We start from the raw sequence: 20942 nt of genomic DNA, 5'->3' as shown, positions 1-20942 counted from the left end.
GCATCGGGCGACGTATTCGGGCTGACGGACGACGACCCGATATGCGTGCAGAGCGGCATCTTCGTTTCGTTCGCTGCGGCGAAGAATGAGTCCCATTCCCCCGAGTGGATCGACGGGAAGCCAAGCGCATGAACATTCTCCGAAAATGCGATCGCCTTCGCACCCTTGGCTGCGCAACGATGCACCTCGGCGACGGCCAGTGCGGTGTCCCACAGCGGAACGATGATCATCGGAATGTAGCGACCCGGCGCCGCCCCACACCACTCGTCGACGATGTAGTCGTTGTATGCGGCGAGACACTTCAGACCAAGTTCCCGGTCCTGAACTTGCGAAAAGACCTGTCCGCAAAAGCGTGGGAAGAACGGGAAGTTCAACCCCGCGATGACGTGATCCTCGTCCATGTCGGGGATTCGAGCCTCTGGGTCGTAATAGACCTTCGGCAGTTCGTCGTAGTTGACCGACAGCGGAGAGTACTCGTCTGGCCGCTGATGGGCAGCAACCAAGATTCCCATGACGGTGGCGCGGTGCTTCTCGTAGACCCAGGTGTCCACACCGTCGATGCGTTCGACGTGGGGCACGCGGTCGCGGTCGGCCGCAGATGCGCGGTCGACCCAGACGTTCGGCGGCTCGATGATGTGATCGTCAACCGAGATGAGCCACTGCAGATCCTGTTCCACGGATACTCCCTAGGGCCGTTGTGTGATCGTCCGCCGGCGCACGTCGGTCCGACTGGCACAGCACGCTTGATCGCCTACGACGCCCAACCTCTCGGACACTATGAGCGAGCGTCGAACTTGTCAAGTAACACTCGATAAGCGCTTGTCGACATTATCGAGTGGCACTTGACGACCTGTTTCTGGGCATCTATCGTGCGCAATCACGGCTTTCGGAGGTATGAGTGCGGCCCGAGGCTGACCGCTGCATGAGGACCGCTTAGCGAAGCCGCGACACCGACGTTGCGCCCCAACAAGAGAAGAAGGATTACACCCCAGTGCCCAAGTCGCTCGAGGACCATGCGGAGAACTTCGATCTTCGCCACGAGGATTTCAATGATCCCGAATATTTGTACGAGTTGTATGTCCTCATGCGCGACAGAACAGCCTTTGCGCACACCGACTCCCCGTTCTTCCCCATCGGCGATGAGGGGGCCTGGGTCGCACTGCGCTACGACGAGTGCTACGAGGTCCTACGGGACTGGGAGACGTTCTCCAGCAATCTGAATGGTGCACAGCAGTCCACCGGGGATATCGTGATTGGGCTCGATCCACCGCGACAGCAGCAGTTCCGAAAAGTCCTCAATCCCTACTTCTCCCCCGGACGTATGAAGAAGCTGCAACCGCAGATCCGTGCCGAGACTGATGCACTCATCGACGAGTTCATCGAGAATGGTCGCGGCGACTTGGCGATGGTCGCGTGGCAGCAGCCTGGCATCGTGTTCTTTAAGTATGTGCTCGGCATGCCCGTGGGCGATGTCCCGTTATGCATAGAACTGACGGAAACCGCACTCAACGGGCACACCGAGGAAATCCGTATGACCGCGTGGGGTGGGCTGTACCAGCACATCGCCGAAGCGGTGAGGACCCGGATGGAACAAGATCCTCAAGATGACATGATCGACGTCCTGCTCTCGGCCGAAATCGACGGAGTCGAGCTCGGGTTCGATAGCGTGGTGTCGAATGCCGTGTTGCTGGTTCAAGCTGGATTGGAAACCACTTCCAGCGCAATGTCATTCGCGTTGCATTATCTTGGCACGCATCCCACAGACCGGGATCGGCTGATCCGCCAGCCCGAAATCATGGCGACCGCTGTCGAGGAGTTCGTTCGCTTCGCCGGATCCATTCACGGCATTCCAAGGACGGTGACCAAGGAGGTCGAACTCGGTGGGCAGAAGTTCTGCCCGGGCGAATCGGTGGTGGTCAACTACGCGTCGGGCAATCGCGACAGTCGCGAGTTCCCCAATCCGGACAAGTGCATCCTCGATCGCGAGGGTAACCGCCATCTCGGCTTTGGTGCCGGCGTCCACCGCTGCATCGGATCGAACCTGGCGCGCCTAGAGTTTCGTATCGGCGTGGAACAAGTGCTGGCGCGCATGCCTGATTACACCGCTTTAGATGACGAGTCGGACTTTCATGGCAACTCGGTGACCCGAGGGTTTCGCAAGATCCCAGCGGTGTTCACCCCCGGACCACGAATACGGCTGGGCTGACACGTTCAGTCCGAGGCGTCAGTGTTCGTGAATGATCACGCCGCGAATGTTTCGGCCCGCGAGCATGTCGTCGTAGGCGTCGTTGATATCGGCGAGTTTGTATTCGGTGGTTACCGTTTCATCCAGTAAGAGCTTGCCCTCGCGATACAAGCTGAGCAGTCGCGGAATGTCAGCACGCGGGTTTGCTTGGCCGTAAAGGCTTCCCAGCAGTCGCTTCTGAAACAGGGTGAGCATGGCGACCATCGACATCGGCAGGGTAGCCGTCGTGTCAAGCATCGACCCCAGCGCGGTAACCACGACGGCGCCGTTCTTGCTGACGATGTTGAGTGCATCCACGATCATCGGGGCTTCGACCAGACCGACCGTGACAATGGCGGAGTCGGCCATCACGCCGCGCGTCAGATCAGCGATCAAGGCCGTCGCCTCGGGCATCGACGTTACGAAGTGACTGGCGCCGAACTGAGACACCATGTCCCGCTTGCCCTCCGCGATGTCCACAGCGACAATCTTCTCGGCACCCGCCAACCGCGCACCCTGGATCGCGCCGCTGCCGATCCCGCCGCATCCGATCACCACGACGGTGTCGCCTGGTTTCACTCCCGCAGTGTTCACCGCGGAACCCCAGCCGGTGGTCACGCCGCACCCAACGAGACATGCCCTGTTCAATGGCAGGTCCTCGTCGATCTTGACCAGCGAGCTCTCCGGCACAGTTCCGTATTGCGCGAAGGCGCCGAGCCAGGCCAGCGCCCCGATGTCTCGTCCCTTGGCGTGACGTCGGAAGCCGCCGTCGAGTTGCGTAGCTGTGGCCATCTGGGCACCGAGGTCACAAAGATTCTGGTGACCGGTCGAACACCAACGACATCGGCCACACGCCGGTAGAAACAAGCCCACCACATGATCGCCAACGTTCAGGGCTCGAACGCCTGGTCCAACTTCTTGGACGACGCCGGCCCCCTCGTGCCCGCCTACCAGCGGGACTGCGAGCGGAAGGTCACCCTGGCGAACGTGATGGTCGGAGTGGCACAACCCAGTCGCCGCGTAGGAGACCAGCACCTCGCCCTCTTTGGGGCCGTCCAGCTCGATCTCTTCGACGCTCCACTGTTCATGGACGTCCCATAGCACCGCAGCATTCATCTTCATTGTCGACGCATTTAACGGCGATGCGCTGCCGTTGTCAAGTGCCGCTTGATAAGCGGCATTCGCTGCCGGCGCTATGTCCGAACGGGATGCGAGAATCAGTGATTTCGTTCGTTCAGGTTCGGCGGCCTCCATGCGCTTGCATCCCACCAAGGGAACGCCCGGCGCGGTTGGGACTGCGATCCAGCCCGAAAACCACTCGCTGTCGGCCTTAAGCGGCACACCGTCGCGTTACTGTGTCCCAATGGCCAGTAACGGCGCAAAACGTGTCCGAGACAAGGACGGCAAGCAGCGCGCCCTAGTGGAGGCGGCGGCTGAAGTATTCGCTGAACACGGCTTTGATGCGGCAGTGACGAAGGAGATCGCCCGACGTGCAGGCTGCTCGGAGTCGATGCTCTTTCACTATTTCGGCGACAAGCAAGGCATCTTCGAACAGGTCGTGTCGCGTCAGATTGCGGATGGAGTGAGCGAAGCAGAGGACAAGGTTCTGGAGTCCCTGCCGGACAAGTTCGTCGATTTCGTCAAGCAATTGTTCGTGACAAGGTTGTTGGTCCACGAGCGCGATGACACGGTGCCGGGTTGGGACATAGCGGGACGCGCCCTATCTGACCCCGCCTTCTCTCTGCGGGTCCTGCGTCCGAATCACGAACTGCGCGTGTCGGTGATCGCCAATGGCGTCTCCCACTACCAAGAACTCGGCCAAGTCACCCCACACGTTGATCCCGTCACTATTGCCGAACTGCTTGCTAATTTTACTATTTTCACCACGACCGTCGGCCCGCGTTGGTTCGGTACCCCCGAGGCCGAGGTACGTGCTCAGATTGAGCTTGGAGCCCGAATCTTCGCCGAAGGGGTGCGCGGCTCCAATGCCGGCGGCCCCTCTCGCCGGCCGAGGGCCCGTCGCCCGTCCCGACTGAAATCCGGCACGTAAAGCGTTGCGAATGAACTGTTTTCGCGTTGCACTACCGCCCTAATAATACCGGCCATGACCGAGTTATGCGACCGGCGACGGTTAGATACGCATCATGTCGGCATCGGACCCGGGAGGCAGGATCTGCTCGCTTCAGGTTCGACCACCAAGCCCGACAAGTCATTCTTCAATCGCCAGTCCGCCAGCAACTTCTCGAACTGGTAGTACCCCAGGCCGTATGTCTCGCCGGTGTAGGACCGCGGCCGCAGCGCACCCTCGTCGTCGGTGACTTCTTCCCCGTCGTTGTTGAAGTATCCGGGCGTGCATTCACGGAGGAACGCAGAGGTGTCAACGGCAACTTCGCGGACGTGGTCAACGTACGCATCTTGCGATTCCCGACTGGGCTCTACGGTCCGCGCTCCGCGGCCCAGTGTTTGGCCGATGATCCAGGCAATGTGGCAGCACTGGTTGTTGAACGTCTCGGTCGTCGAGGCATTGAACCCGCCCTGGAAGAAGCCGACATAGAACTGATTCGGAAATCCGTGTGTCATCACACCGTGCAAGGTTCGGAATTCGTGAGCCCAGCGGTCATATAGGGATTGACCACCGCGGCCGGATATCTCATCGATACCCCACCTTCGCCGGAGGTCGCTGGTCACCTCGAACCCACTAGCGAATATCAAGCAATCGATGGCGTATTCGGTGGACTCGTGCATGAAGCCTCGGCGCGTTAGAAGCTCTACCCCTTGCGTGCGAGAAACGTCAAGGAGCCGCACGTTCGGCCTGTTGAACGCGGGATAGAACTCGTCGCTCGAAGCGGGTCGCTTGCACATGTGTCGATACCAGGGTTTCAGTATCGCTGCGGTCTCCTTGTCCTTCACCACCGCATCGACGCGTGCTCGCAACCGCTCCATGACGCGGAAGTCCATCATCTCGCGCCTCGAGAGGAAATCGTCAACCGTCTTCGGATACTCCGATTCTTGGAATTCAGCCTCGAGATTCCGGTTGATCTCCGTCCAAATATCGCAAATGCGGTCCGGCTCGCCGGGCATCAAACCGTCGATCGCGGCACGGTGGAAATTCATCTGACGTTCACGTTGCCAGCCGGGTTTCAATGTCGCGAGCCATGACTCGTCTGTCGGGGTGTTGATGCGCGTGTCCACGGTCGACGCCGTGCGCTGAAGCACGTAGAGCTGCTTGGCGTATCTGGCAAGAAACGGAACTGCTTGAATGGCGGACGCGCCCGTGCCTACGATCGCCACGTTCTTGTCGCTCAGCTTGTCAAGGATTGGCTCGCGCTGGTTCCCACCGGTATAGCCGTAATCCCATCGGGCGGTGTGAAACATCTTGCCCTGAAATTTCTCCAGTCCCGCTGCACGGGGCACTTTCGGTGTATTGATCGGGCCCATCGCCATGATGACGAACCGCGCTCGCAGATCATCGCCGCGATCCGTTGTGACACGCCACCGTTCGATCGATTCATCCCATCGCAGCGCGTTTGCGCAAGTGTGAAACAGCGCGCCCTCGTACAGCTCGAATTTCGTTGCGACGCTTTGGCAGTACTCGCGAATCTCGCGGCCGTCGGCAAACTTCCTTGAGGGAAAGAACTGCATTTCCTCCAGCAACGGAAGGTAGCAGTACGAATCGTTGTCGCATGACAGGCCAGGATATCGATTCCAATACCACACGCCACCGAAATCGCCTGCCTGCTCGATGATTCGGAAGTTCGTGACACCGACCTTCCGCAAGTGGTAGCCCGCAAGAACCCCCGCCCAACCACCGCCAAGCACGACGACGTCGACGTCCTCGCCGATGGCGGCGCGTGATTTCCGAGGCATGTGCGGATCGCTGTAATCGAGTGCCTCCCCATTCTGGAACGCGGGTGCGTATTGCCGCTGGCCGTCTGAACGGAGCCGCCGATCTCGTTCTTCTCGGTACCTGTTCTTCAGCGACGGGATGTCCACCTCGCGCGGGGCAGGTACCGTGGTGGGATCGCAGGTCACTCGTCCCGCCCCTGCGCGGCGTGGGTTGAGAACGTCAACGGAAGACGTTCCATGGCAAGCAATGCGGCGTTAGGCAAGTAACGGATTTCTTCAATCGGTATTGGCAAGCTGATGTTCTGAACCCGTCTCGCGGTTTGCCTTGCCGCCACCAGAAGTTGCATACGCGCCAACGCGATGCCTAAACACAGGTGAACGCCCGCTCCGAATGTCAGGCTCTTCCGGATATTGATTCGACTCGAATCAAATTGGCGCGGACACTCGAAGACCGCTTCATCGTCATTCGCGGACGCGAACAGAATGAGTAGATGCGCTCCCTCGGGAAGTGGGGTTCCACCCAAGGTCACCGATTCGGTGGTCACCCGAGACAGTGCCCGCACCGGCGGCTCGAGGCGCATGAGTTCCTCGATGAAGCGCTCCATCCGCGAATCATCGTCCGTAGCGTCGTAGAATTGCCGTGCAATCGCGTCCTCAGTCGCCACTTTGAAGAGGATGTTGGTGAATGCGGTTGACATGGAGTCGTGAGTATTGATCAAGAGCGCGCGCGCGGTTGCGACCAGTTCCTCGAAATTCAGCGGCTCCTCGTCTGGCGTGCTGGCCCTGATGATGTCGGAGAGCATGTCGTCTTCTGGCGTGTCCATCCGCTTCCGGACGAGTGCGATGAGATAGTTCTGCATTTCACAGAGTTCGCGAGCTGCCTGAATCATGTCCTCACGCGTGTTCGTGAGACTGAACTGGGACAAATAGGCGCTCCCCCAACGCTTGATCGTGTCCATGTCAAGATCGTCAACCTGCAGTTGCTCCATGCTGAAGGCGATTGCCATCGGCAAGGCCAGATCGTGCAAACCGTCCGCTTCACCGCGCTCGATGAATCCGTCGATGAGCTCATCTACAAGCCGTTCGAACTGCGGCTCAAGGGTTTTCATACGCCGCCTGCCGAATGCTTGTGACAGCAGGCGGCGCACTCGCGTGTGGCGCGGCGGGTCGATGTTCGCGACGTCCGGAAAGAAGCCGCCCCCTTCGCTGATGAGAATGTCCTTCATCTCGTCGAGGTGTCCGTGCGCCATTTGGCGGTAGTACCCGAGTTCTTGCGAGAAGACGATCGGGTCTCGAAGCACTGTCATCAGGTCTTCGTGCCGCGATACCAGATACATCCCGAGGTCATCCTCGTAGTGCACCGGGTCGTCGTCGCGAAGGGTGCGGTAGTAAGCGAAGGGACTTTCCTGAATGACCGGGTCGATGAAGGACACTCCCACCAGGGATTCGAGTCGTCCACCACCGACAGGGCAGCCAGCCCCAGTGGTCACGCCGTCTGTCGTCATATTCTGTACCTCTGCCAATTCCTAGATTGACGACGCACTCGCTTGATTGCGATACGTCCTGCTCTGCCGGTCCCACGTGTTGGGCCCCAAGCCCCTGCGACGCAGGTCGGACTTGATGATGCGTTGAGTCGCTTGGGTTTTCGGCAAGTCCGCTACGAATTCGATATAACGCGGCACCATAAAACGCGCCATGCGACTCTCGAGGTCGGCGCACAGCACCTCCGGGCTGATCGATGATCCGGGCCGTTTCACCGCGAACAGCAGGATCTCGCCCTCGGCGATGTCGGCGGGAACAGCGACCGCTGCGGCCTCGACGATTTCCGGATGTTGCAGCACGTCAGCCTCGACCTCGAACGACGAGATGTTCTCCCCTCTTCGCCGGATGACGTCCTTTAGCCGGTCGACGAACATGTACTCACCGTCTTCGGTGCGGACCAGCGCATCACCCGTGTGAAACCATCCGTTGCGCCAGGCGAGCGCCGTTGCGGCGTCGTTGTTCAGGTAGCCGGCATTCATCACCCACGGCACACTGGCACGCACGATGCACTCACCTGGGGTTCCGTCGGGGACCTCAAAGTCGTGATCGTCCACCAGCCGGACCTCGAACCCGGGATAACCCTCCCGCAGGCGACCCAATGTTCGTTCATTCAAAGGATTCCAGCCCGAACGTATCGCCACGCCGCCCTCGGTGCTGTTGTAGACGGTGCAGATGCGAACGCCGAAACGCTCGCTGAACTGCCGATAGCTAGCGCCCAGCGGTGCCATGAACAAGTTCGTCAGCGACGTTGGCCCAGATGGACTTTCAGGGCTGCGGAGCAACATGTCTGCCATAGACCCGACCAGCATCCCGGTGGTAATTCCGAAGCGGGTGACGTCCTGCCAGAAAGCGTTGAGGGTGAAACGAGGTTTGATGAGGACTTGTCCGCCGACCATGGCTGCGTGGTACGGGATCGACTTCGACCCGAAGTGGGCATGCGACGTGGTGCAGTAGAAGACGTCCGACGGTTCGAGATCGTCGAACGGGAAGGTGCCAAGGTTGATTGAATGAATTTGGCCCCATGGCAATCGGACCGCCTTCGAGGGACCCGTCGTACCGGAGGTATAGGTGATGCAGGCGATGTCATGCGGCCCGGGCTCCGTCAGCTGACTACGGGCGGCCTCGATATCGGGTTGGAGCGTTTCTACCGTGACGACGCATAGTTCGGTGGGCCCGTAGTGCTGACCGTCGTCATCGACGACGAGCACCCGCTTGACCGTCGTCAGTTCGGTGGCAACCGCGTCGACGAACGGCAGGTATTGCGCAGCCACGACCAGCAATTCGGGCTGGCAGTTGTTTATCGCATAGGCCAGCATGCGGCCCCGGAATTCGGAGTTCGTCGCCGCCTCGATGGCACCCAGGCTCGCCAATCCCAGCCAGGCGGTCAGGGACTCCAGGCCCGAGTCAACGATGGTCACGACGACGTCGCCGCACGTCACGTCCAACTCGAGGAACCGGGCCGCCCACTCCTGCATTGAGGATTGCACCTGTTCCCAGGTTGCGGATGCGCCGGCCGTGGTCTGAACGAACACTCGATGCGGATCAGCCATCGCCATCCGATTCACGATGGCAGGCAACGTCTCCCGCGCACGCAAGTCAGCTTCCCAGCCCACCGCACGCTCCTCGGGATCGATCGCAGGCCGACATCAGTCGTACTTCCAGAAGGCACGCATCATCGTGATCTTGCCTTCGTCATTGAAGGTGAAGTGATCGACCAGAGGACCGACGTGCTGCATCGCACCCTCGCGAGTCACGACGCCCTGGAGGATGGCGATGGCCTCGTTACCGCAGACGATCACGTCGCGCTCGAGCCACAGCTTCATCGGGCTGAGGTCGTCGACGAGCTTCCAGAACGACGTTCGCAAGCCCTCGATTCCGCGGTAAGTATCCACCCCCACCGGATCCTCCAGGACGGTGTCGTCGGCCCACAAGGCCAGCCAGCCTTCTTTGTCGTGGTTGCTCAGCGTGTCGCAGTGCGCCTGGATGGTCGCGTTGATCTCTTTGGCAGTCGGCATCTTGATCTCCATCAGTTCGTTGCTGCTCATATCTGGCTCAGCTCGTCATCCCAGCCGGTATCACGCTCGCGCACAGCGGCTCTCACGCCCTTTTCGTGTATGAGCCGAAGGTGGTGTTCCTTGGCCACTGCGGCTTCGGCGCTGGGGACGTAGGGGTCGCGACCGACATCGACCATCGCCGAGAGCCCCGCCGCCTCATAGAGGCGATGGGTACCGCGCTTGTTGGCCACGAAGTCGCCGGTCTCCATCCGCGCGATCTGACCGGCGAAGCGCATCGCCATCTCTTCTTCTTGGCCCACTGCGACAACTCGATTGACGTAGAACAGTTGTCGAGCAGTGTCCGCATCCATCCAGCCACCCGTCATCCACAGCTGCTTCATGACGCGGATGGGAAAGTGGAACGGCATCAATGCATACGGGCCGTAGGGCGCCCCGACGCCGACCTTCGACTCCTCCCAGCTGATGCGGGTGTTGTCCGCAGCAATCACGACATCGGCCGCCAGAAGGAACGTGTTCGCATGAGGTCCCACATAGCCCTTGGCGGCGACGATGAGCCCCTTCGAGAACCGCCATGGCGGGAGGAGATCACCGGTATGGACCCAGTACTTGTCCTGGATCGTCGCCGGCTCCTGACCACCGATGGTCTCGGCCGCCACCTGCTGAACGTCGTGGCCAGAGGAGAAGTTGGCGCCTTCGGCGGTGAGGACGACGCACTTCACGTCGTCCATGCGATCACAGTCCGCGAGGACGGAGTAGAACTCCTTCTCCATGGTGCTGTTGATGGCATTCATCTTCTCCGGCCGATTCAGGCGAACCTCGACGATGTTCGCCCGCCTCTTCACCTGGACGCAGGTCATCGCATCCCACTTCGCGTCAACCATGAGTCCTCCCATCCGTCTCTTCACCGTCTCCGACGGCAAATTGGTCGTCAGTCGCGCTTCGGGGCGCGTGGAAGCCCAAGTACTTGTTGCGCGATGATGTTGCGCTGAATCTCGGATGTCCCACCAGCGATGGTTGCCGCGAGACCACGCGTATATCGCTCAAATCTGCTCGCAAAGTACTCATCGGGATTCATGTGCTCATAGCGCTCGATCACCGGATGCCGCAGGCCGTCAATGCCCACCGAACTCAGCGCGAGGTCCGCGGCGCGCATCTCCGCTTCAGAGCCGAAAAGTTTAAGCACGGAGATGGATGCGGTGTCCTGTTCTCCGCGCGCGGCACGACCTAATGCTGCTGATCCCATCGCCCGAAGGGCGTGGTAGTCAATGATTGTCGACGCGAACCGATCACGTTCGACGTCGTTGCGGGGTCGGCAGTCGGCCATGAGATTGTCAATCCGGTCGGCCAGCATGAGCCACATCATCGTCCGCTCGTGCCCGAGTGAACCATTGGCCACCATCCATCCTTGGTGCAGCCCTCCGACGAGATTCTCGGCTGGGACGCGGACGTCGGTGAGGAAGACCTCGTTGAAGTCGAGGTTGTCTCGATTGGCGACGTCTGGGAAAGGTCGACACACCACGCCCTCGGTCTTGGTCGGAATGATCAGCGCTGAAATTCCCTTGTGCTTGGGGGCATCCGGGTCGGTGCGAACGAATGTCAACAGGAAGTCGGCGTCGTGTGCGCCCGACGTCCACACTTTCTGGCCGTTGACTATGAAGTCGTCACCATCGCGGACGGCGCGCGTCCGCAATGATGCAAGGTCAGAACCCGCGCTGGGCTCGCTCATTCCGAGCGAAGCGGTCATTTCGGCGCGTAGCACCGGTAACGCCCAGTGCTCTTGCTGCTCGGGGGTTCCGAACGTGATCAACGATGCTGCAACGATATTGACGCCCTGCGGGTTGAAACTGTGGTAGATGCGTCGTCGACACAGTTCATCGAGATGGACGAATTGCTCAAGTACGGTTGCGTTGCGCCCCCCGAATTCTGGAGGCTGAGCGGGCAGTAACCAGCCATTGTCGAACAGTAGGCGTTGCCATTTCCGTGCCCATGTAGGCATATGTGAGACGGACCGCGGACGGTCAAACGTGTCGGCTTCGGTCGGCAGGTTGTCGTCAAGGAATGCCGAGAACTCGGACCTGAACGATTCGACATCGTCATCAAAAGTCAGCTGCACGGTACTCCTTCGCGATAAGTGCGCGATGCTCCGCAGCGCCGCCCAACATCAGTTCCCCGGCTCTCGCGCGTTTGATGGCGAACTGCAGATCGTTTTCCCAGGTGAATCCCATTGCGCCAAAGGACTGCATGCCGTGCTGCACGACCAGCGACTGGGCCTCGCCCGCTGCGGCTTTGGCCATCATGGCGGACAGACGACGACGTGGATCGTCAGTGGTGATGGTCAGAGCTGAAAAGTATGACAACGCACGAGCTCGCTCGATCGCCACGTGCATGTCCGCGGCCTTGTGTTGGAGCGCCTGAAACGAGCCAATCGGGACTCCGAACTGGTAGCGCTGCTTGAGGTGTTCCAGTGTGAGGTCGACGATGCGTTGACACGCACCGACGGTCGTGATCGCCATCCCGGTGAGGGCAATGTGCCAAGCCCGTTCGGCGTCGGTGCGGACGCGATCCTCTTCGGGGACGCGCACGTCCGCGAACTGTAGGTCCGCCACATGCAGGACAGGGTCGAAGATGTCGGCCCGACGAGCAGTCACCTTACTGGCGTCGACGACGAATACTCCGGCTGCAGTGACCACTGCAAGCCGGTCTGCGCGGTCTCCGTCAAGGACGAAATGAGCTGTGCCGTCTAGAACCCACCCCTCACGATCTCGGTGTGCGGTGACGCCGGCGTACACCGCGGAGCCGACGCGCGTCGGGTCGAACCGGTCGCCAACCAAAGGCGCGAACTGGGTCATAGACGCCAAGTAAGGCGTCGGATCGCTCGCACGCCCGAGTTCCTCTAGGACGAGGGCAAGCTCGATGACGTTTTCAGTGCTGTTGAGGTCCGTCCAACCCTGATCTACATAGCACTTCCAAAGCGGGCCAGCCTCGGCGCCACCTTCAGCGATCTGCCGAACAAGGGACGGCGGACACTGCTTCGACACTGCCTCCTGGACGGTTTCGCGCCAAAAACGCTGGTCATCGTCGAGTTCTAACAGCAACCTGGGCCCCATCTCCATCGCAGGTGTCGGGGTGAGAATAGCGTTCTCGCTTGACGAAAGTCAACGTAGGCAATTCTTGACAATCATGATAGGCAGATAGCAACATCCATGATTAGCGGCGAATGTCGATGCTGATGCTTAGAAAGTGAAAATGACAAAGGAAGGTCGCCGGACAGCATGTCCGGCAGTTTGCCCATTGAGGTCAGATGCCAGTGAAAATGCTTAATCAAGTTTGCCCACCGGAGCGTCTTCGCTCCCCTGCTGAGTGGCTTGTGTCCATCGATCGAGGGGACACGGCCACCGAACGAATCGCGGTGCGTTGTGCCCGACCAGCACGTCCACCCGGCGACTAGGCAGCGTCGCATCGTCAATCCCAACGTCTATCGCTGAACAGGAGAACATCATGGCCAGGAAGCCGGCCGCCGCAGGCGCCAATTCGCCGCTCGTCGAGCTGGATCTATCCGACGTCGATCATCGGGTGGGACAGCCCATCGGCGGCGGCCAACTGTGGGATCCGTGCAGCTCTTCAGACATTCGCCGGTGGGTGATGGCGATGGACTACCCCAATCCGCTCCACTGGGACGAACGGTTCGCGCGCGACTCGAAATTCGGCGGGCTGATCGCGCCACAATCCATCGCAGTCGGACTGGATTACGGACACGGGGCAGGACCTGCCTGCGTGGGGCACATTCCGAACAGCCACCTCATCTTCGGCGGAGAGGAGTGGTGGTTCTATGGCTGCCCGGTGCGCCCGGGGGACAAGCTGTTTCAGAAACGACGGTTCCATGACTACAAAGTCATAGAGACCAAATTCGCTGGGCCCACCATGTTTTCGCGCGGTGACACCATCCACACCAACCAGAACGGAGTCCTCGTCGCCCGCGAGCGATCAACCGCGATCCGCTATCTGTACGAAGAAGCGAAAAAGCGCGGGATGTTCGAGAGCCAACTCGGCGACATCAAGCGTTGGACACAGCTCGAGCTTGAAGAAGTCGAGAGGCTTCGCCGTGACTGGCTCGAGTCGAACCGGCTAGGTGTCTCACCGCATTTCGATGAAGTAAAGGTCGGCGACACCCTGCCGCGTCGTGTCATCGGTCCTCACAGCATCGCGACCTTCACGACTGAATACCGCGCATTCGTCTTCAACATCTGGGGCGCATTCGAATGGGTCACGCCGCCCGACGTCGAGGATCCATGGGTCTACCAGGATCCGGGCTTCGGTAAGGATTTCGCGTTCGACGAGGAAGATGCGTTCATCGACCCCCGCAAGCGTGACGGACTCTACCTAGGACCGTCGCGGGGTCACATCGACGCCGACAGGGCCAGCGAAGTCGGCATGGCACGTGCATATGGCTACGGCGCGACGATGGGCGCGTGGTGCACCGATTATCTCGCGTACTGGGCTGGCCACGAGGGGATGGTCCGCCACAGTAAGGCCGACTTCCGCGGTCCGGCTTTCGAGGGCGACGTGACGTACTTCGACGCCGAAATCATCGGCAAGGACGCCGATTCGACGTGGGGAACGCCGCTCGTCCAGGTGAAGCTGCGCCTGACCAACCAGAACGGCGAGGAACTCGTGAGCTGCATCGCCGAGGTCGAGCTACCGACGTGACGAGGCTCGCACGTGAACTCTGACCCAGCGCAGTCGCTTTCGATCGTGTCCGGCCCGTCGTTGAGCGACGAGCCGGGACTCGGGACGCTGACGCTGCCCGGCTTTCTGCGCGATGTGACATCAATGTACGGCGACCGCGAAGCACTTGCTTTCCGCTCAGCTGACGGCATTACCCGCTGGACGTACGCCGACCTGTGGGAACGGGCAATCGAAGTGGCGTGTGCGTTGCGCGCGAGCGGGGTCGGCAAGGACACCCGGGTCGGCGTCTTGATGACGAACCGTCCGGAGTGGCTCTCGGCGTTCTTCGGCATCTCGCTCGCCGGAGGCGTGGCCGTCACGCTCAGCACATTCTCGACTTCCGCGGAGCTCGAGTACCTACTCAACACCGCAAGCGTGGCGGTGCTGTTGTTCGAGCGGGAGGTGTTGAAGACGGACTTCGCGGCCATCCTATCTGAGCTGGCGCCCGAGATCGGCAGGTCCGGCCGCGGCCCGCTGCAATCCGCCAGATTCCCGTTCCTCCGCCATCTCGCAACGATCGGCGATGCGCCATCCGGCATCGACACGTGGGACGCCTTCCTTGCCCGTGGTCACGATGAGCCACGCGAATTGATTCACGCGACGGCGGAGGCGGTGCGCCCAAGCGACGCAGGAGTGCTGTTCTTCTCGTCGGGCTCCACGAGCAAACCAAAAGGCATCCTCAGTGCGCATCGCGGTGTGGCCATACAAATGTGGCGCTTCCGAAGAGTGTGTGGGTTCGGGCCGGACGACAACATCCGTTGTTGGTCGGCGAACGGCTACTTCTGGTCCGGCAATTTCGTAATGTCGCTCGGCGCTACGCTCGCGTCCGGCGGTTGTCTCGTCCTGCAGCCGACGTTCGCGGCGGCTGAGGCGCTATCACTGATGGCTGCCGAGCGGGTGAATTATCCGTTCGCCTGGCCGCACCAGTGGGCGCAAGTCGAAGCCGAACCCAATTGGCACACTGCCGATCTGAGCAGTATGCGGTTTGCCGACGTGACCACGCCGATCGTTCGGCACCCCTCCGTGACCATCGAACGGTTCGTTCCCGATCGTGCTTACGGAAATACCGAAACATTCACCTTCTCAACCATGGTTGAAGTCGACACGCCTCGCGAGGTTCACGCTGATAGCTGGGGGATGGCGCTGCCGGGGGTGACACTCAAAATTGTGGATCCACTTAGCGCAGTGGTGATTCCGCGAGGCGAGAGCGGGGAGATCTGCGTCAAGGGTCCCACACTCATGCTGGGCTATATCGGCACACCGTTGGATGAGACGCTCGACGCAGAAGGGTTCTTCCGCACCGGCGACGGTGGGTACCTCGACCAGGTTGGTCGACTCTTCTGGGAGGGCAGACTCACGGATATCATCAAGACGGGCGGTGCGAATGTCTCACCGCTCGAAGTCGACGAGGTACTGGCGAAGCACTCAGCTGTGAAGGTGACAAAGACCGTTGGTGTGCCGCATAGCACGCTCGGAGAGATCGTCGTCGCCTGTGTCGTGCCGCACGACGGCGCGACCGTCGAAGCCGAAGAGATTCGCGGATACTTGCGAGAGCGACTGGCGAGCTACAAGGTGCCGCGCCATGTGCTTTTCCTCCATGAGGACGACATCGCGCTAACAGGCAGCGACAAAATCAAATCCGGCGAGCTTCGAGAATTGGCCGCGCAGCGGCTCTCAGAATCGGCAGATCGTCACACGTCGGGTGCGTAGCCGTCGATCACCGGACAACGCGTCGATTACCGGCTTTCCAAACAGGCGTGGAGAAAGGCTTTTACGTCGAACCCCGGTGCAGAGCTAAATACTGGTCGAACGCTCGGTGGGCGAATCGTCTCCGCCCGCTGCCGCCGAGGGGAGGATCGCTTGGCGACACCAGGACCAAACAACCGCTTCGGTAAGGCGAGTTCCGTCCATCCCCTCGTGCAACGCGTTGAACTGCCCAAGAGAAGTTAATGTGTAGCCCAACAATGACGTCAGTTGCTCTAGGGTGAGATCGTTTCGAATTTGGCCCGCTTGCGAACACGCAGTCAGAATCTCTGTCAACAGCTTGCGGTGCGGTTCCCATACTTTGGCGAACGCCTCCGGATGATCCATCTCGAGACTCAAGTTATAGATCAGTACGAGCCGACCCCCCACTTCGTGCGAGGAACCGGGCCGTGACAGCACTCCCTTGCACCATGCCTCCAGCTGCGCCATAGGGCCATCAGCCGCTTCGACCCTCTCCCGTATCGCCTCGGTGAATTGCGCAGTGACGTCTTCATAAAGAGCCAGCAGAAGTTCGTCCTTGCCGGCGAAGTGCTGATAAAACGTCCGCAAGCTGAGGTTCGCGCGATCGGCCAGCGTCTGTAACGTGAAATTGGCGTGCCCGGACTCTTGGACGAGTTCGAGAGCTGTCGCCGTAAAGCGCGTGCTGCGATCGACCGCGCGCGCCCGCGCGTCGCCGAGCCTGCGCTCGATGGCCCGTTCCTGCCAACTGCTACCGACTCCATTGCCTTGACGAGCCCCCTGGGGCGCGTCGCTGGGAGCCTTGCTGCGGCCATTCTTCATCGCCGAACATCCGTACGTTGCTTTCTACTGCACCGCCGAGAGGGGAACCCGCATGCGGTCCCGTCCGCAGGATCGTGTGCGCGACGAAATGGCATACAGCCACCATATCGGCATCGCCGCCACTGATCCGAGGTACTCATCCTCGCCCAACCTACAAGCATGTTCGGCATCACCTCAGACAAGACTCGTACATGAGAACATTGCTCTCTTTTTCCGATGATAGCATTCTTGTATTGAGATAAGCTCCGTACACGTCAAAGCGACCATGCTAATTATCAATAACTGCTAAGTTCTATGTGCGACAGGGAAGACCACGGTGGGTTGTCGGTGCCCCGAGTTCGATCTCGTCGAAGGCGATGGCGGATGAAGGTCACGGCTGACGAGGACCGCTTCCGCGGCCACGTCATGTGCCTCATTCTGTGCCCAGAACGGCTGCGCCTCGCCGACTCGTCGGACGTGGCTGCCGGATTGGGGGGCAGCGGTGAAGTACGCCTTAGCAAACTGCCCAGGACAAACCAACGTCGAAATTGCCTATTAGTCAGGGAGATTCAGTGCCAAAGGATCAGATCATTACCACCGAGGACATCAAAGATCCGGCCGCCTCGAAGCCGATGGACAAGTTTCAGGCACTGGTCGCGCGACTGGACGACGACGGTATCCGGGCGGCGGTAGAGACGCTGGAGGAAGCCGAGCTTCCTGCCGGTGGAGTCACTATCCGGGTGCACTACTCCAGCGTCAACTACAAGGACGCGCTGGCGCTGACGTCGAAAGGCGGTGTGGTGCGCGACTATCCGATCGTGCCCGGCATCGACCTCACCGGTGAGGTGGTGTCGTCGGAATCCGACGAGTTCGCCATCGGCGACCTGGTGCTGGCCCACGGTTACGAGATAGGCACCGGCAGGCATGGAGGCTACGCCGAATACGCGCGGGTGCCCGCGGACTGGGTCGTCACACTCGGCACGCTGAGTCCGCGCGAAGGCGCGGCCATCGGCACGGCCGGGTTCACCGCTGCGATGAGCGTGCAGGCGCTGCAACAGCACGGAATCACACCCAAGGACGGGCCGGTCGTGGTGACCGGCGCGACTGGCGGCGTCGGCTCGGTCAGCGTTGATTTGCTCGCCGCCGCGGGCTATCAGGTTGTGGCATCAACCGGCAAACCCGAGGCCGCGGAGAGACTGAAGGCGTTAGGCGCCGATGAGGTCATCGGCCGGCTACCCGAAGACCCCGACGCCAAGCCGCGGCCGCTGGGTAAGACCCGCTGGGCGGGGGCCGTCGACTGTGTCGGCGGAGCCACCCTGGCCGATGTGTTGAGCACCGTGCGCTACGGCGGCGCCGTGGCCGCGAGCGGGCTGACGGGGGGCGCAGCTCTGCAAACCACAGTCATGCCGTTCATCCTGCGCGGGGTGGCTTTGTTGGGCATCGACTCAGTGCTCATGCCGATCGGGCCGCGCCGCGCACTGTGGGAGCAACTCGGCGGTTCTCTCAAGCCGCAGCACCTTTCGGACGTATCGCACGACGTCGACCTCAAGGACGTCGTCGGTGTGCTCGACGATGTTCGCGCCGGCAAGTACTCCGGTCGCGCCGTAATACGAGTCGCGGGCGGCTTCTAGTCTCGCAACGGCGTTGTTGCTTCTGACGGATTAGCACGGGTCAATACATCGGCTTCGAAGATGTGGTCGACGGTGTCATCGAATCGAGACACCACAGCGACACGACTCAGTCGTCAGTCAACACGATGGCGCGTTCCGGACAGTTGGCGATGGCTTGCTGCGCCGCATGCTCAGATCCCGTGGGCACCCCGGGCGGTTTGGCCACTGCGTATCCATCATCGGTCATCTGAAAGACGTCCGGACACAACGTAAGACACATCCAGTGCCCGCGGCACCGATCCTCATCGACATTGCGCGTTTCCCTGGGCATTAGTGGCGCCCCCATGATCCGTATTCGCACGTCTTCCGGTGGTAGTCACGTCTTGCAACGCGCCAAACCTCGGAATCCCCAGGAATACTCGGAAGGTGTGGTGGAGAACCCTCGATGGCAGCAACCGAGTCAGGGCCATCACCATCCGCGCGTCGGGGCCGACAGCTCGCCGCACGAACGGTGCGCTACCGTCAAGTTCCCGGCTCAGGCGCTCGGCAAAGCGCTGTGGGGATTTGGCCGACAGCTTGATCGCCATCCGCCCGCGTTTGTCCATCGTGTGGTGGTGCGCCGCGTAAGGACCAGCCAGATCGCGCGCATCCGTCGCGCCCGCATCGGTGATGATATCGGTGTCGTAAGTTCCCGTCACCAGGATGGTTACGCCGATTCCGAATGTAGCGACCTCACCTGCCATGGACTCACCCCACCGTTCCATAGCGGCCTTAACCGCCGAATATGCTGCAGTAGCGGGCATCCCACGTGCGCCCGCCAGGCTGGAGATCAACACGATGCGGCCCCGACATGCGGCACGCATCGATGGCAGGAGGGCCTTCGTCAACGCGACCGGGCCGAAGATGTTGGTCGCAAACATTCGCTCCCACACTTCGAGTGGGGTCTCCTCGACCATTCCGGCCGCCGAGATGCCCGCGTTGTGCACCAATCCGTAGGGTGCTCCGACCGTTGCGAGAATCGACTCAGCCGCCGCTTCGACAGATGCGGGATCGGTCAGATCTAGTTGCACCCCGACGAGACGACTGTCGCTATCCTCGGCACCGGTTACCGCCCGCAGATTTTCGAGACCAGTTCTGACTGAGCGCATCGCGGCGACCACCGTCCAGCCCTCGTCGTAGAGCCGCCTGGCAGATGCGAGACCCAGCCCTCGCGAAGCGCCGGTGATGACGACGCTGCGCGTCGGTGCCATCGTCAGATCTCGCCGAAGCGATCCACGAGGCGGGAATTGACACCATCGGGCTCCAGTTCGCGAGCAACAAGGTAGCCGCAACCCATCCACGCGCGGCGAGTCCAGTTCCCGAACGAGATCCGAGTACCGGGAGCTCCCGAGGCCGCTGGAACCGACTTGACCCGCTCGAGGGCTTCCTTCACGCCGCGCGGACTGAGCGGCTGTGCATCCTGGATCGCCTGAAGAACGGTCACGGCGACATCGCGGTTCACCACCGGGACGCAGTACTCCGGCCGGCGCCCGTGGAGTTTCTCGAACTCATCGAGGAACTGCTGTCCTACTGGATTGCCCTCGTCGTATTGGTCCACGCCCGTCCAGCCCATGAATGCCTGCCACATGACGGGGTTGATCCAAGCGTTCTCGAATGCGGTACCGGCGAATCGCGGAGGATCCCAATTGAGCTCCTCGAGTGCAGGATTCACGAAGACCAGACCGAAGCCGAAGCCTGCGTGGACTAGAGCTTGGGCGTTTGCTTCGCGAAGGTTCCGCACAGCTCTACTGACGTCTTGCGCAGTCTGCGCAATCGTCTCGACACCGACGATCCGAATACCACGCCGTGCGCAAGCCTTTTGGAAATTGGCGACGTAGGACTCTCCGACCAGTGAGGCTTCCATCAGGATTCCCACATCGTTGAGATTGCGTTTCACCAGGAGGTCAGTCCAGAAGATGGGTTCGTCGTAATGCGAGCCCATGGGAAATGCGAATATCCACTCGCCGAGCGCGAGGTCCGAGCCGGTGACACTGATCGCCGGAACCCGGAATCGCTCCTCGATCGCCTCCTTGGCCGCAACGATGTTGTCCCCGATATTCGGCCCGAATACCAGAAGACAGCCCTCCTCCACTAGTTCCTCGTACGCATCGATGACGTTTTTCACCGTGCCCTTGGGCAGTCCCTCCACCTCGCGGTACACGATCTCGACCCGACGGTCGATGAGCCCCTTGTCGAACGCGTCTTGGAACACCATGTCGAACGGGATTGTGAGATCTTCATACATCTCCTTCGGATAGTCGCCGAGAAGGAAGTCCATCAGGTAGCCGATCTTGATCGGTTCGGCCGTGCTCTCGTAGGACATCGAAGCCTCCAGATTGTGTTTGATTGGTAGTCAGGCTGTTTCGTGCGAACTTCGATGTCGAGGCCCGAAGCTAACCGATCGGATCGAACTCGATG

General features: G+C 60.8%; 18 protein-coding genes. 5 read left to right on the top strand and 13 right to left on the bottom strand.

Going from position 1 to position 20942, the window contains the following annotated elements; translation table 11 throughout:
- The coding region (locus tag WAO18_RS19390) for an amidohydrolase family protein (protein ID WP_422207855.1) at window positions 1-677 on the bottom strand (677 nt) is incomplete at its 3' end.
- Window positions 678-991: 314 nt separating this feature from the next.
- Between WAO18_RS19390 and WAO18_RS19385 the strand changes: the two genes are divergently transcribed.
- Window positions 992-2206: a cytochrome P450 gene (locus WAO18_RS19385; protein WP_422207854.1), complete on the top strand. Its 1215-nt coding sequence runs from the start codon at window positions 992-994 to the stop codon at window positions 2204-2206.
- 18 nt (window positions 2207-2224) lie between these two features.
- Here WAO18_RS19385 and WAO18_RS19380 read toward each other — a convergent pair whose 3' ends face one another.
- Window positions 2225-3346 (bottom strand): NDMA-dependent alcohol dehydrogenase, encoded by a 1122-nt coding sequence (locus WAO18_RS19380; RefSeq protein WP_422207853.1) that lies wholly within the window; start codon window positions 3344-3346, stop codon window positions 2225-2227.
- 241 nt (window positions 3347-3587) lie between these two features.
- Here WAO18_RS19380 and WAO18_RS19375 point away from each other — a divergent pair, with 241 nt between their 5' ends.
- The gene (locus tag WAO18_RS19375; protein ID WP_422207852.1) at window positions 3588-4274 is read left to right on the top strand and encodes a TetR/AcrR family transcriptional regulator; all 687 of its coding nucleotides are present in this window, start codon (window positions 3588-3590) and stop codon (window positions 4272-4274) included.
- 92 nt (window positions 4275-4366) lie between these two features.
- On the opposite strand, the gene WAO18_RS19370 is transcribed toward WAO18_RS19375, so the two are convergent.
- The 7 genes from WAO18_RS19370 to WAO18_RS19340 all read right to left on the bottom strand — a co-directional run bounded on the left by WAO18_RS19370 (window position 4367) and on the right by WAO18_RS19340 (window position 12722).
- Window positions 4367-6091 carry a flavin-containing monooxygenase gene (locus tag WAO18_RS19370; protein WP_422207851.1) on the bottom strand — a complete coding sequence of 575 codons (1725 nt, stop codon included), beginning with the start codon at window positions 6089-6091 and terminating at the stop codon, window positions 4367-4369.
- Window positions 6092-6252: 161 nt separating this feature from the next.
- Window positions 6253-7575: a cytochrome P450 gene (locus WAO18_RS19365; RefSeq protein WP_422207850.1), complete on the bottom strand. Its 1323-nt coding sequence runs from the start codon at window positions 7573-7575 to the stop codon at window positions 6253-6255.
- A 21-nt stretch (window positions 7576-7596) separates the two neighbouring features.
- Window positions 7597-9225, bottom strand: a complete 1629-nt coding sequence (locus WAO18_RS19360) for an AMP-binding protein (protein ID WP_422207849.1) — start codon at window positions 9223-9225, stop codon at window positions 7597-7599.
- 33 nt (window positions 9226-9258) lie between these two features.
- Window positions 9259-9657 carry a nuclear transport factor 2 family protein gene (locus WAO18_RS19355; protein ID WP_422207848.1) on the bottom strand — a complete coding sequence of 133 codons (399 nt, stop codon included), beginning with the start codon at window positions 9655-9657 and terminating at the stop codon, window positions 9259-9261.
- Window positions 9654-10508 (bottom strand): enoyl-CoA hydratase/isomerase family protein, encoded by an 855-nt coding sequence (locus tag WAO18_RS19350; RefSeq protein ID WP_422207847.1) that lies wholly within the window; start codon window positions 10506-10508, stop codon window positions 9654-9656. Before WAO18_RS19350 ends, WAO18_RS19355 begins: the two co-directional genes overlap by 4 nt.
- A 47-nt stretch (window positions 10509-10555) precedes the next feature.
- Window positions 10556-11740, bottom strand: coding sequence for an acyl-CoA dehydrogenase family protein (locus WAO18_RS19345; protein ID WP_422207846.1), 1185 nt, complete (start codon window positions 11738-11740; stop codon window positions 10556-10558).
- On the bottom strand, window positions 11724-12722 hold the full coding sequence (locus tag WAO18_RS19340) for an acyl-CoA dehydrogenase family protein (RefSeq protein WP_422207857.1): 999 nt from the start codon (window positions 12720-12722) through the stop codon (window positions 11724-11726). The genes WAO18_RS19345 and WAO18_RS19340 overlap by 17 nt, the downstream gene beginning before the upstream one ends.
- A gap of 403 nt (window positions 12723-13125) precedes the next feature.
- Between WAO18_RS19340 and WAO18_RS19335 the strand changes: the two genes are divergently transcribed.
- Entirely contained in the window at window positions 13126-14334 is a 1209-nt protein-coding gene (locus WAO18_RS19335; RefSeq protein ID WP_422207845.1) for an FAS1-like dehydratase domain-containing protein, read from the top strand.
- 45 nt (window positions 14335-14379) lie between these two features.
- A complete protein-coding gene (locus tag WAO18_RS19330) occupies window positions 14380-16062 on the top strand; it encodes a class I adenylate-forming enzyme family protein (protein ID WP_422207844.1) in 1683 nt (560 codons plus the stop codon).
- 84 nt (window positions 16063-16146) lie between these two features.
- On the opposite strand, the gene WAO18_RS19325 is transcribed toward WAO18_RS19330, so the two are convergent.
- Window positions 16147-16896: a TetR/AcrR family transcriptional regulator gene (locus tag WAO18_RS19325; protein WP_422207843.1), complete on the bottom strand. Its 750-nt coding sequence runs from the start codon at window positions 16894-16896 to the stop codon at window positions 16147-16149.
- A 611-nt stretch (window positions 16897-17507) separates the two neighbouring features.
- Here WAO18_RS19325 and WAO18_RS19320 point away from each other — a divergent pair.
- Window positions 17508-18506: an oxidoreductase gene (locus tag WAO18_RS19320; protein ID WP_422207856.1), complete on the top strand. Its 999-nt coding sequence runs from the start codon at window positions 17508-17510 to the stop codon at window positions 18504-18506.
- Between the two features lie 106 nt (window positions 18507-18612).
- Here WAO18_RS19320 and WAO18_RS19315 read toward each other — a convergent pair whose 3' ends face one another.
- From WAO18_RS19315 to WAO18_RS19305, 3 genes are read right to left on the bottom strand one after another with little or no spacing between them, the layout of a single operon-like run.
- Window positions 18613-18816 (bottom strand): ferredoxin, encoded by a 204-nt coding sequence (locus WAO18_RS19315; RefSeq protein WP_422207842.1) that lies wholly within the window; start codon window positions 18814-18816, stop codon window positions 18613-18615.
- Window positions 18788-19735 carry an SDR family oxidoreductase gene (locus WAO18_RS19310; protein ID WP_422207841.1) on the bottom strand — a complete coding sequence of 316 codons (948 nt, stop codon included), beginning with the start codon at window positions 19733-19735 and terminating at the stop codon, window positions 18788-18790. The genes WAO18_RS19315 and WAO18_RS19310 overlap by 29 nt, the downstream gene beginning before the upstream one ends.
- Window positions 19736-19737: 2 nt before the next feature.
- Window positions 19738-20847 carry an ABC transporter substrate-binding protein gene (locus WAO18_RS19305; protein ID WP_422207840.1) on the bottom strand — a complete coding sequence of 370 codons (1110 nt, stop codon included), beginning with the start codon at window positions 20845-20847 and terminating at the stop codon, window positions 19738-19740.
- Between the last annotated feature and the right edge of the window lie 95 nt (window positions 20848-20942).

It is taken from the genome of Mycobacterium sp. (assembly GCF_049278535.1).
Classification (GTDB): domain Bacteria; phylum Actinomycetota; class Actinomycetes; order Mycobacteriales; family Mycobacteriaceae; genus Mycobacterium.
Note: the sequence above shows the minus strand (reverse complement) of the source record. Positions and strands in the feature narration are given on the sequence as shown.